Here is a 12,660-nt window from a genome sequence, read left to right as displayed (position 1 = left end):
ACTGAGTACAGTCTCAGTTGCTTTTAAAGTTCGTTAACGACGTATTCAAAGAGTTTGAGGTCTTCTTCGCGTTTGTCTAGGAGAAGCTCTGGGTGCCACTGTACACCAAGGAAACGAAGGTCTGGACTATTTGACTCAACGGCTTCGACGGTGTTGTCCTCAGGGTCACGCGCAATGACACGAAGGTCAGAGGCCAAGTGTTTGATACTTTGATGGTGGAAGGAGTTGATAGAGGTTTCACGTCCGTAGATTTCTGCCAACTTACTGTTCTCATCAACAATCATCTCATGGTAGAGGTAATCAGACGGCTTGTCCTGCCAGTGATGCTCAATATCTTGATGGAGGCTACCACCTAGTGCGACGTTCATGAGTTGGGTTCCACGACAGATTGAAAAGATGGGTTTCTTCTGCTTAGTGGCTTCCTCGATGAGTGCCATTTCAAAGATATCCCGTTCGAGGAAGAAGTCATCTTCACTGGCATGGTTCTCTTCGTTGTAGAATTTAGGGTCAACGTTTTGCCCACCGATCAGGATAAGCTTATCAATCATGGAGATGTAGTTCTTGGCTTCCGAAGGATCGGATACTGGTAGTAGGATTGCTAGGCCACCGGCTCTTTGAACTCCTTCTACAAAGCCAGATGGGGCATAGGACCAGTTGATGTCTTCATGGGCTGGATTAGGCCTTACATTGGCAGTGATTCCGATAATTGGTTTAGTCATTGTTTCTCCTTGATTTTTCTTCTTCTTTCATGAAATAGAGTAGGGTTTGTAGTTCGCTAGTCAAGTCTACGTATTGGACTACCACATGGCGTGGAAGATTGAGGTTGACCGGAGAGAAACAGAGAATGCCTTCAATTCCGGCATCAACCAAAAGATCAGCCACCTCCTGGGCCTTAACTGATGGCACTGTCAGGATGGCTGTTTTGATATCTTCTTGGGCAATCTTGTCCTTAATTTGGGAAATCCCATAGATAGGAATCTTGTCCTCGGTTTGAGTTCCAACCAATTCGTTATCGTCTGTATCAAAAGCCATGACCAGCTGCATGCGGTTACGCTCTTGAAAACGGTAGTGGAGGAGGGCACGCCCAACATTCCCAACACCTACGAGGAGTACCTTGGTAGTCGCATTGTCATTTAGGAGTTCAGCGAAAAATGTCATCAGCTTGTTTACGTCATAACCAAAACCACGGCGACCTAGCTCACCAAAATAGGAGAAGTCACGACGAACAGTAGCAGGGTCAATCCCAATCGCTTCAGCAATTTGTTTAGAGCTTGCTTTATCGATATTTTCACGATGGAATCGTTTGAAAATACGATAGTAGAGAGAGAGACGTTTGGCAGTGGCGTTTGGGATGTTTTTCTCAAATGTCATTGATCGCTTTCCTTTCTTTAATTAGTATGATTCTCCTATATTTTAAGAAAAGTTTGTGAAGATTGCAACAAAATAGTGTAGATGAGGCGATATAAAAAACCTATCACATGGATAGGCTATTTCTATGTAGTAAGAAAAAACTTAGACTTCTTCTTGCTCGAAAACGTTACGATCAACCAAACTCTGCATCAAGAAGTAGAATTTTTCTTGCAAGATGTGATGATCTTCATTTTTAAAGATATTAACGTTACGAAGGCCAGATTGGTCTGTGATAGACAATTTGAAGCCTGTCAAGTCTTTGTTAATAGTGATTTTGAGTGGGAAACCTTCGCCTGAGTTAGGCACTTTTTCGAGAAGACGGTGCAACTCGTAGTTTCCGATTTTATTTTGCACAAAAGTCGTATCACGTAGAGTGAATTTTTTGACATTAGGACTGATGGTGTAACGGTACTTACAGTCAGTCAAATGAATGCTTTTTTCAAATGCCATGTTAGTCTCCTATGATTTGATTAAGTTTTTCTGCTAGGGCCTGGAGTTCTTCAGCGGTATTTTCCTCTGATAAACTAATGCGAATGGCTGTTTTTAGCTTGTCAGAATCCTTGCCATAGAGGGCCTGGATGACATGACTTGGATCAACAGTTCCAGCAGTACAAGCAGAACCCGTTGAGACAGCAAAGCCTGCTAGGTCTAACAAGGTTAAGAGAGGCCCATTTTCCTTACCAGGAAAACTGATGTTGATGACGTGAGGTAGGCTAGGTCCTCCACCATTGATTTCATAAGGAATGGTAAGGGAATCTAGAAAGGCCTGACGAATCGTTTCAACATGCTGGTAATTGTCTTGGTAGTGGTCACTAGCATGCTTGTAAGCAGCGGTCATACCTGCAATCCCAACCAGGTTTTCAGTACTGGCACGGCGTTTTTCTTCTTGCTCACCACCGTGGAGTAGGTTGTCAAAATGCAAATCGTTATGATAGAGCAAGCCGACACCTTTAGGTCCGTGGAATTTATGGGCACTAATAGAGAGAAAATCGGCTCCAAGTTCCTCTGGGTGAATAGGAAGCTTTCCTGCTACCTGAACGGCATCGACGTGGAAGGCAGCTTGGTGATTGGCAAGCAAGTCACCAATTTCCTTAATAGGAAGTAATTGGCCAGTCTCATTATTGGCATACATAACAGAAACCAGAATGGTATCGTCACGTAAGGCATCAGTGATTTGTTGGGCAGTAATGACTTGATTTTCTGGTTGAATATAGGTTACTTCAAAACCAAAACGCTCTTCCAAGTAGGCCATAGTGTGAAGGACAGAGTGGTGTTCAATAGCAGTTGTAATCAGGTGCTTACCTTTAGCTTGATTGGCTAGGGCGTAACCTTTGATAGCTGTATTGTTTCCTTCAGTCCCTCCAGAAGTGAAAATAAGCTTACGAGCAGGGACTTCAAAGTATTTGGCCATTTCTTCACGGGCTTCACGAAGTTCCTTAGAAGCCTGTCGACCGTAAGCATGGAGGCTGGATGGATTTCCAAAGGTTTCAGTCATGACATGTGTCATAACTGAAATAGCAGCAGTATTTAAAGGAGTTGTTGCTGCATTGTCCAAATAAACCATAGCTTAGTCCTCATTTGCAGTGTAAGCAAAGAGTGGGCTAAGTGGTTGACGTTCGAAAATACGAGTAGTAGCGTTAGCGATTAGCTTACTTGCTGAAATGTATTTAACGTTTGTAGGAACTTTTTCTTTAGTTGCAACTGAATCTGTCACCAAGATTTCTTTAATTGGAGCAGCGTTGAGGACTTCAGCAGCACCTCCTGCAAAGAGACCGTGACTAGCTACTGCATAGATGTCTTTAACGCCACCACGTTCAAGGATTTTAGCAGCTTCAGCAAACGTTTTACCAGTGTTAAGGATATCATCAACCAAGATTGCTGTTTTTCCTTCAACCTCACCGATGATGTAGCCTTCTTCACGTTCTGAATCATCTTGAGCGTAGTCAATGATAGCGATTGGTGCATCAAGGTAGTCCGCCAAGCTACGAGCACGTTTAACACCTGAGTTTTTAGGGCTAACAACGACAACATCACTTCCTGTGAATCCTTTTTTGTTGTAGTATTCAGCAAACAAAGGCATTGTGAAGAGGTTATCTACTGGGATATCGAAGAATCCTTGAACTTGGACAGCGTGAAGGTCAAGCGTCAAGAGACGATTGACACCAGCTTTAACTAGCATATTGGCAATCAATTTAGCAGTGATTGGTTCACGTGACGCAGCGATACGGTCTTGACGTGCATAACCAAAGTAAGGCATAACAACGTTGACAGAGTTAGCACTGGCACGTTTGCAGGCATCAATCATGATGAGCAATTCCCAAAGGTGGTCGTTAACAGGGTTGCTAGTAGATTGGATGATATAGATATCGTCCCCACGAACAGACTCTTCAATGTTGATCATGATTTCACCGTCAGAAAATTGACGTGAAGATACTTTACCAAGTGGCAATCCAGTAGCCTCAGCAATTTTTTCAGCAATTTCTGGGTTTGAGCTGAGCGAGAACAATTTCAATTGTGGGTTTGCTTTTTGATGTACCATGACGATGGTGACTCCTTTAAAAAAATAAGATGCTAAGCCCAGTTAGGGCTATTGTAATAAAACTACAGATAGTTCTATTTTAGCAAAAAGAAGCAGAAATTTCAGCCTTCAAAGTGTGGTATTAGTGAAAAATACCGAACCTTTGTTAGATAAAACGCCTTTGTATGCGTTTTTAGAGAAATCTATTACCCTCTGGAGTTCTAAATACTTGTGGCATTTGAAGCTACATGTGTTTAAAATAAAAAAAAACAAGGAGCCAACTCCTTGTCTAACTTTTAGTCTTTGTCTCGTTTGAGGGTAGCTACAAAGCGTGCAACCTTACTCTTGGCATACTTAAAGTCAATGTTATTTTCTTTAAGAAAGGCATCAAAGTCGTCTTTACCTTTCTCAGCATCCGAAACTTCTAGTTCAAGCTCGTAGTCTTTCTTATCAGCATAGACATTGACATCAAGAGCCATGAGGCCGATGTTGGTCTGGTACTCGCGACGAGTTGTGGTCAAATGTCCGAGGATGGTTAGGTCCTCTAGTTTAACCCCACGTTCTAAAAGAATGGATTTGATTTGACAATCAGGAAAGTCCAGCGACTTAGTCAAAGCCTTAGCATCCGCAGAATCCATGGTAACGTTGTACTCCATGTTCCCGACTTTTTCAGGGATTTTCAAGGTCAGCTCACCATGAGTGGGAAGTGTCCTAATACGCAAAGACAACTTTTTATTTCTCATGTCACTCTGAGGAGTGTCGATGTAGTAGTTTGTTTGCGTAACAGGTGTCACATGGGAGAAAAGCATCGCTAAACGATTGTACTCGTCTTTGGTGAGTAGAGTCTTGTACTCTATCTCTAAATGGTTCATGTGTGTCCTCCCTTGTGCTTTCAAATGTGGTATAATATAACAGATTGTATTTATTTTATAAAAAACTAAAGCTTTTGACAAGGAGGAGTCCTATCTTGACCATGGATTGGGAAGAATTTCTAGACCCCTATATTCAGGCCGTAGGTGAGCTCAAAATCAAGCTCCGAGGCATTCGTAAACAATTTCGTAAGCAAAATCGTCACTCGCCTATTGAGTTTGTGACCGGACGTGTGAAGTCAGTGGCTTCCATTGAGGAGAAAATCGCCCTTCGTGGCCTTTCGATTGAAAATTTGGCTCAAGATATGCAGGATATAGCTGGTCTCCGAGTCATGGTCCAATTTGTCGATGATGTGGATGAGGTTTTAGCTTTGCTACGTCATCGTAGTGATATGACCATTGTTTCAGAGCGTGACTACATCAGAAACCGTAAACATTCGGGTTATCGCTCTTATCATGTTATCGTCTCTTATCCTGTTGATACCATTGATGGTCGTAAGGAGATTCTTGCGGAGATTCAGATTAGGACTCTAGCCATGAACTTTTGGGCCACCATTGAACATTCCCTTAATTACAAGTATCAGGGGAACTTTCCAGAGGAGATTAAACTTCGTTTGGAAACTACGGCTCGTATGGCTTATGAACTTGATGAAGAAATGCGTAAGATACGTGATGATATTAGAGATGCCCAGTTGCTCTTTGATCCAATTAACAGAACTTTGAAGGATAGTGTAGGAAATAGTGATGACACAGATGAAGACCTCTTCGGATGAGATGAAGGTAGCTATTATTGCCAATGGTAAACCCCAAAGTAGGCGTGTGGCCTCAAAACTTTTTAATGCCTTTCGAGATGATCCTGATTTTTATTTGACCAAGAAAAATCCAGATGTGGTCATCTCAATTGGTGGTGATGGCATGTTGCTATCGGCCTTTCATATGTATGAAAAAGAGCTTGCTCGTGTGCGTTTTGTAGGGATTCACACAGGTCACTTAGGCTTTTATACGGATTATTTGGACAGTGAAGTGGATCAATTAATCGAGACGCTTCGAAAAGACAGTGGTGCTAAGATTTCTTACCCTCTTTTGAATGTCAAATTGACCCTGGCTGACGGGCGTTCTTTTACGTCGATTGCCCTCAATGAAGCAGCCATCAAGCGTAATGAGAAAACCATGGCAGCAGATGTTTGCCTTAATGATGTCTTGTTTGAGAGCTTCCGTGGTGACGGGCTGTCGGTGTCAACGCCTACAGGATCAACGGCCTACAATAAATCTTTGGGTGGTGCGGTCCTTCATCCTACCATTGAAGCTTTGCAACTGACAGAGATTGCCAGTCTTAATAATCGTGTGTATCGTACCTTAGGTAGTCCCCTTATTGTGCCTAAGCATGAGAAGATTACGGTTTATCCTACCCGAATGGGAAGCTACACTCTATCTGTTGATAATAAAACCTATACCAACCGCAATGTGAAAAAGGTAGAATTCTCAATTGACCAACGTAAGATTTCCTTTGTGGCTAGTGCTAGTCACACCAGTTTCTGGGAACGGGTACGTGATTCCTTTATCGGAGACATGGAAGAATGAGATATGAGTTTACAGTAGGGCGTTCTTGTCGGGTTAAGACCTTTTTGAAGGAGCACGATATTTCTAAAGGACTACTGGCCAAGATTAAGTTTGAGGGCGGTCATATTTGGGTCAATGGCGAGGAGCAGTTTGCGACTTATCCTGTTCATGAAGGAGACGTGGTTACCATTGAAATCCCTGATGAGGCACCGCACGAGACCTTGAAACCTATTCCTTTTGACTTGGATATTGTCTATGAGGATGATAACTTCTTGGTGATTAATAAACCTTATGGCTATGCCAGTATTCCAAGTGTTAACCATGACAATACTATGGCTAATTTCGTCAAACATCACTTCGTTAGCAACAATTATCCCAACCAGCGTGTGCATATCGTGACTCGTCTGGATAAGGACACGTCTGGTCTCATGCTGTTTGCTAAGCATGGATATGCCCACGCGCGAATGGATAAACAGTTGCAGCAGAAGTCTATTAAGAAACATTACTATGCCTTGGTTGAAGGTGACACCAAACTTGAGGAGCAGGGCGAAATCATTGCACCGATTGCACGTGATGTGGATTCTATTATCACACGTCGGGTTCATAAATCAGGGAAATATGCCCATACGAGCTATCGCTTGGTAGCTGATTATGGTAGGGTTAAACTGGTTGATATCAATCTTCATACTGGACGTACGCACCAGATTCGTGTGCACTTTGCTCACTTAGGTTTGCCTCTTTTGGGAGACGACCTTTATGGTGGGTCTCTAGACTATGGTATTAAGCGTCAGGCTTTGCATTGTCATCGTCTTGCCTTTATTGATCCTTTCACCAAAAAAGAGATGGTCCATGCGTCTTCCTTGACAGATGATTTTGAAACCGTTATCATGAACTTACAAACTAAAAAAGATTGATTGAGGATTTTTTATGCGTAGTCTATTTGGTGAACTTCGTGAACGTATTGCAGGGAAAGGTGTTAAGATTGTCTTCCCTGAGGGTAACGACGACCGTGTGGTTCGTGCTGCTGCCCGTTTGAAATTTGAAGGATTGGTGGATCCTATTATTTTGGGAGACCCAGCTGAGGTTCACAAAATCTTGAACGATCTTGGCTTTGCGGACTTTAACTATACGATTATTAATCCTGAAACCTATGAAGGTTTTGAGGAAATGAAGGAAAAATTTCTTGAAATCCGTAAAGGAAAAGCAACAGTCGAAGATGCAGAGAAGTTGCTTCGTGATGTGAACTATTTCGGTGTTATGCTAGTTAAACTTGGTCTTGCTGATGGAATGGTTTCAGGTGCTATCCACTCAACAGCGGATACGGTACGTCCTGCCCTTCAAATTATCAAAACAAAACCAGGCATTTCACGTACATCAGGTGTTTTCCTTATGAACCGTGAAAATACCGATCATCGTTTGGTGTTTGCTGATTGTGCGATCAATATTGAGCCAAATTCTCAAGAATTGGCAGAAATTGCAATTAATACTGCTGAAACAGCTAAAGTTTTTGGTATTGATCCTAAAGTGGCCATGCTTAGCTTCTCAACAAAAGGTTCTGCTAAATCGCCAAAAGTTGACAGGGTAGTAGAGGCAACAAATATTGCTAAAGAAATGCGTCCTGACTTGGCTATTGATGGTGAGTTGCAGTTTGATGCAGCCTTTGTTCCAGCAACAGCAGCGATTAAGGCTCCAGATAGTAACGTAGCAGGACATGCTAATGTCTTTGTCTTCCCAGGTTTGCAAGCAGGTAACATTGGATATAAGATTGCCCAACGTTTGGGAATGTTCGAAGCTATCGGTCCAATCTTGCAAGGTCTTAATAAACCTGTTAACGACCTTTCTCGTGGGGCTAGTGCTGAAGATATTTACAATTTGGCGATTATCACAGCTGCTCAAGCTCTTAATGGCTAATTTTAACTTAAAAACAGAGGTTTAACCAAGGTGTTAGACCTTTTTGTTTTATGCATGACAAGTGATTAAAAATAAATTGATTGAGGTGGCTAGAAACCTAGGGAATACAAGGGGTTATTGAGTTTATCGTGTTTTATCATGTAAAATGCTTGTGCAAAATTGTCTGACAACGACTGTTTTTCTTGATTATTCATGCTATAATGAAAGGGTAAAATTTTATTTTTTGGAGAAATCTTATGAAAAAAAGCAAATGGTTAGCCCTTGCGGGTGTGGCACTCCTCAGTGTAGGTGCCTTAGCGGCTTGTTCTTCTAAGTCAAGTACTAGTGGAACGACTTATGGTTATATTTATGTCTCAGATCCCGAAAGTTTAGACTATATCACGTCAAATACTGGACCTACTAAGACTGCTGTAACTAACGGTGTAGATGGTCTTATGGAAGCAGATAAATATGGAAATCTTGTTCCTTCAGTAGCTGAAGATTGGTCTGTCTCTCAAGACGGTCTTACTTATACCTATAAAATCCGTAAGGGTGTTAAATGGTATACTTCTGATGGTGAAGAGTATGCTGATGTGACTGCTAAGGACTTTGTGACTGGTCTTAAGCATGCGGCTGATGCCAAAGCTGGAGCTCTCTATTTGGTACAAGATTCTATTGCTGGCTTGTCTGATTACCTTTCTGGTGCCAATAAAGATTTCTCAAATGTTGGTGTTAAAGCAATCGACGATTATACATTGCAATACACCCTTAAAAAACCAGAACCATACTGGAACTCTAAAACAACTTATGGCTTGCTCTTCCCAGTTAACGAAGACTTTCTTAAGAACAAAGGGAAAGATTTTGGTAAGTCAACAGACCCAACATCTATCCTCTATAATGGTCCTTTCATTCTCAAATCTTTGACAGCTAAATCATCTATTGAGTTGACTAAGAATGAAAATTATTGGGACAAGAAGAATGTACACTTTGATGCCATCAAATTGTCATATTATGACGGTTCGGATCAAGAGGCTCTAGAACGTGGTTTCACGGATGGTGCCTATAGTTTGGCTCGTGTCTACCCAATGAGTTCTAACTATGCTTCAGTTGAGAAAAACTATAAAGATAATATTTATTACACAGCACCAGGTGCATCTACATCGGCTATTGGTGTGAATATTGACCGCCAAAGCTATAAATTCTCAGCCAAGAAGACGGATGCTGAAAAGACATCAACTAAGAAGGCTCTTCTAAACAAAGACTTCCGTCAATCAATCAACTTCGCAATTGATCGTACGGCTTATCAATCACAAATGAATGGTAAAGATGGTGCAGCTCTAGCTCTACGTAACCTCTTTGTTCCTTCTGATTTTGTCAGTGCAGGTGATAAGACCTTTGGAGATCTTGTAACAGAGAAAATGTCCTCTTATGGTGATGAATGGTCAGGTGTAAACTTTACTGATGGTCAAGATGGCCTCTACAATGCTGAAAAAGCTAAGACTGAGTTTGCCAAAGCTAAGGAAACTCTCCAAGCAGATGGTGTTCAATTCCCAATTCACTTGGACCTTCCTGTTGACCAAAGTTCTAAAATCAATGTTGCTCAGGCCCAATCTTTGAAACAAACCATTGAGCAATCATTGGGTAGCGATAATGTGGTTATCGATGTTAACCAATTATCATCTGATGACATACAAAATGCAACCCTTAACGCGGCTAATGCAGCGGCAGAAGACTGGGATATTTCAAACGGTGTCATTTGGGGTCCAGACTATCAAGACCCATCAACTTACCTTGATATCTTTAAGACAACTTCAAGTGAAAATACCAAGACTTTCATGGGGTATGATGATCCAAACAATGCTGCCGCAGCTCAAGTAGGTCTTAAAGATTATGACGCCTTGCTTGATTCAGCAGCTTCAGAAACAACAGACCTCAACGCTCGTTACGACCGTTATGCTCAAGCCCAAGCTTGGTTGGAAGATAGCTCTCTTGTCATTCCATTGACTGTTGGTAACGGTGCAGCACCAGTTATCTCACGTTTGACACCATTTACGGGTGCTAGCATGCAGGTGGGTGATAAGAACTCATCAGACTACTTCAAATATGTGAAACCACAAGAAAAAGTAGTTACTAAGAAAGAATATGAACAAAGTCGTGAAAAATGGCTTAAAGAAAAGAAAGCATCTAACGAAAAAGCTCAAAAAGATCTTGAGAAACACGTTAAATAATATTCTAGAGAAAAAGGCAGTTAGCCTTTTTCTTTTGTCAAAAAGGGGCTAATCCCTAGTGTTCATAAGGGGTATAATTGTGAGAAAGTCAGCATAAGACAAAATATTCTGAAAATTGTACTCATCTTATTTTTTATGGTATAATGTAGGTATATAAAAAAGATTTTTTGGAGAATGCTTATGAAAAAAAGTAAATGGTTGGCCCTTGCGGGTGTTTCCCTCCTTAGTGTTGGGGTTTTAGTGGCTTGTTCATCAAAATCAAACACTTCAAGCAATACTTATAACTATGTTTACAATGCTGATCCTGAGACATTGGATTACCTTATTTCCAATAAGGGTTCAACAATTGATGCTGTGACAAATGGTGTCGATGGCCTTTTGGAAAATGATAAATATGGTAACTTGGTACCTGCTATTGCCAAGGACTGGACTGTTTCAGCTGATGGTTTAACTTATACATACAAACTTCGTAAGGGAGTTAAATGGTATACTTCAGACGGTGAAGAGTATGCAGAAGTAACAGCTAAAGACTTCGTAACAGGTCTTAAGCATGCTGCTGATAAAAAGACAGAGTCAATTTACTTGGCAAAAGATTCTGTAGTAGGTCTTGCTGATTATTTCAATGGTACTGATAAAGACTTCTCTAAAGTTGGCGTTAAAGCACTTGATGATTACACTCTTCAGTACACACTTAAACAACCAGAACCTTACTGGAATTCTAAGATGACTTATTCTCTCTTCTGGCCTGTTAATGAAGAGTTCCTTAAGTCAAAAGGGGATAGCTTTGGTAAATCAACAGATCCATCATCTATCCTTTATAATGGTCCATACATCCTTAAGTCATTGACAGCTAAATCATCTATTGAGTTGGCTAAAAATGAAAACTACTGGGATAAGAAAAATGTCCACTATGATGGGGTGAAATTGTCATTTTTCGATGGCTCTGATCAAGAGGCTCAAGTCCGTAATTTCACTGATGGCGCCTATAGCCAAGCACGTATTTATCCAACAGGGTCGAACTTCGCCTCAGTAAAAAAACAATATAAAGATAATATTTTCTATACACAACCATCTGCTGATATTGTTGGTGTTGGTGTTAATATTGATCGTCAGTCTTACAACCATACATCTAAGAAGACTGATGCTGAGAAAGATTCAACTAAGAAAGCTCTTCTTAACAAGGACTTCCGCCAATCTATTAACTTCTCAATTAATCGTGAGTCATACTCAGCTCAAATTAATGGAGAAGAAGGGGGAGTTCTAGCTGTTCGTAACCTTCTTGTGAAACCTGATTTTGTTTATGCTGGTGACAAGTCATTTGGTGATTTGGTAACTGAAAAGATGGCTTCTTACGGTGACGAGTGGTCAGGTGTTAACCTTAAAGACAGTCAAGATGGTCTCTTCAACGCTGATAAGGCTAAGACTGAATTTAACAAGGCTAAGGAAGCCCTCCAAGCACAAGGTGTTCAATTCCCAATTCACTTAGATATGCCAGTTGACCAAACAGCAAAGACAAAGGTGGCTCGTGCACAGTCTTTGAAACAATCTGTTGAAGAGACACTCGGTAAAGAAAATGTTGTGGTTGACCTCAACCAAATGTCTCAAGATGACCTGTTGAACGCAACTCTTTCTGCTCCTAATGCAGCAGCAGAAGACTGGGATATTACTGACTCAGTTGCTTGGGCGCCTGACTACGAAGACCCATCAACATTCCTTGATATCTTCAAGACAACAGCTAGTGAGAACACAAAAACTTACATGGGATTTGACGATCCTAATAATGCAGCAGCAGCTCAAGTAGGTCTTAAAGACTTTGATGCTTTGGTTGATAATGCAGCTAAAGAAACAAGCGACCTCAACGTACGATATGAACGTTATGCAGAGGCACAAGCTTGGTTGGAAGATAGCTCACTCTTCATGCCACTTATGGTTAACAAGGGGGCTGCGCCAATGGTAGCTCGTTTGACACCATTCTCAGGTGCTTACTCTCAAGTAGGACCTAAGGGTTCTGACAGATACTTCAAGTACCTTGAACCTCAAAAAGATGTTGTCACTAAGAAAAACTATGATAAAGCTCGCGAAAGCTGGCTTAAAGAAAAGTCTAAGTCCAACGAAAAAGCTCAAAAAGACCTTGAGAAACACGTTAAATAAAAGGACGATGGAACTTTCTCATTAGATTGGGAAA

General features: G+C 41.3%; 12 protein-coding genes. 6 read left to right on the top strand and 6 right to left on the bottom strand.

Annotated features, from left to right (window positions below; all coding sequences use genetic code 11):
• Positions 1-23: 23 nt before the first annotated feature.
• From HMPREF2637_RS05910 to HMPREF2637_RS05885, 6 genes are all read right to left on the bottom strand, one after another.
• Positions 24-719 carry a gamma-glutamyl-gamma-aminobutyrate hydrolase family protein gene (locus tag HMPREF2637_RS05910; protein WP_064524131.1) on the bottom strand — a complete coding sequence of 232 codons (696 nt, stop codon included), beginning with the start codon at positions 717-719 and terminating at the stop codon, positions 24-26.
• Positions 712-1,371, bottom strand: a complete 660-nt coding sequence (locus tag HMPREF2637_RS05905) for a redox-sensing transcriptional repressor Rex (protein ID WP_002884205.1) — start codon at positions 1,369-1,371, stop codon at positions 712-714. The genes HMPREF2637_RS05910 and HMPREF2637_RS05905 overlap by 8 nt, the downstream gene beginning before the upstream one ends.
• A 141-nt stretch (positions 1,372-1,512) precedes the next feature.
• Positions 1,513-1,860, bottom strand: coding sequence for a DUF1831 domain-containing protein (locus tag HMPREF2637_RS05900; RefSeq protein WP_064524129.1), 348 nt, complete (start codon positions 1,858-1,860; stop codon positions 1,513-1,515).
• A 1-nt stretch (position 1,861) separates the two neighbouring features.
• Positions 1,862-2,974, bottom strand: coding sequence for a cysteine desulfurase family protein (locus HMPREF2637_RS05895; protein WP_064524127.1), 1,113 nt, complete (start codon positions 2,972-2,974; stop codon positions 1,862-1,864).
• A 3-nt stretch (positions 2,975-2,977) separates the two neighbouring features.
• On the bottom strand, positions 2,978-3,949 hold the full coding sequence (locus tag HMPREF2637_RS05890; RefSeq protein ID WP_002886837.1) for a ribose-phosphate diphosphokinase: 972 nt from the start codon (positions 3,947-3,949) through the stop codon (positions 2,978-2,980).
• 275 nt (positions 3,950-4,224) lie between these two features.
• Positions 4,225-4,800 carry a CYTH domain-containing protein gene (locus tag HMPREF2637_RS05885; RefSeq protein WP_038676520.1) on the bottom strand — a complete coding sequence of 192 codons (576 nt, stop codon included), beginning with the start codon at positions 4,798-4,800 and terminating at the stop codon, positions 4,225-4,227.
• Between the two features lie 95 nt (positions 4,801-4,895).
• Between HMPREF2637_RS05885 and HMPREF2637_RS05880 the strand changes: the two genes are divergently transcribed.
• From HMPREF2637_RS05880 to HMPREF2637_RS05855, 6 genes are all read left to right on the top strand, one after another.
• Positions 4,896-5,570 (top strand): GTP diphosphokinase, encoded by a 675-nt coding sequence (locus HMPREF2637_RS05880; protein ID WP_070839653.1) that lies wholly within the window; start codon positions 4,896-4,898, stop codon positions 5,568-5,570.
• Positions 5,542-6,378 carry an NAD kinase gene (locus HMPREF2637_RS05875; protein WP_002884507.1) on the top strand — a complete coding sequence of 279 codons (837 nt, stop codon included), beginning with the start codon at positions 5,542-5,544 and terminating at the stop codon, positions 6,376-6,378. The genes HMPREF2637_RS05880 and HMPREF2637_RS05875 overlap by 29 nt, the downstream gene beginning before the upstream one ends.
• Entirely contained in the window at positions 6,375-7,271 is an 897-nt protein-coding gene (locus tag HMPREF2637_RS05870; protein WP_070839650.1) for an RluA family pseudouridine synthase, read from the top strand. The genes HMPREF2637_RS05875 and HMPREF2637_RS05870 overlap by 4 nt, the downstream gene beginning before the upstream one ends.
• A gap of 13 nt (positions 7,272-7,284) precedes the next feature.
• On the top strand, positions 7,285-8,268 hold the full coding sequence (gene pta, locus HMPREF2637_RS05865; RefSeq protein WP_070839647.1) for a phosphate acetyltransferase: 984 nt from the start codon (positions 7,285-7,287) through the stop codon (positions 8,266-8,268).
• A 236-nt stretch (positions 8,269-8,504) separates the two neighbouring features.
• Positions 8,505-10,475, top strand: coding sequence for a peptide ABC transporter substrate-binding protein (locus HMPREF2637_RS05860; RefSeq protein ID WP_070839644.1), 1,971 nt, complete (start codon positions 8,505-8,507; stop codon positions 10,473-10,475).
• 180 nt (positions 10,476-10,655) lie between these two features.
• Positions 10,656-12,626: a peptide ABC transporter substrate-binding protein gene (locus HMPREF2637_RS05855; RefSeq protein ID WP_070839641.1), complete on the top strand. Its 1,971-nt coding sequence runs from the start codon at positions 10,656-10,658 to the stop codon at positions 12,624-12,626.
• The last annotated feature ends 34 nt before the right edge of the window (positions 12,627-12,660 follow it).

This window comes from Streptococcus sp. HMSC065H07 (assembly GCF_001837325.1).
Classification (GTDB): domain Bacteria; phylum Bacillota; class Bacilli; order Lactobacillales; family Streptococcaceae; genus Streptococcus; species Streptococcus salivarius_H.
This window is presented reverse-complemented; position numbering and strand designations above follow the sequence as displayed.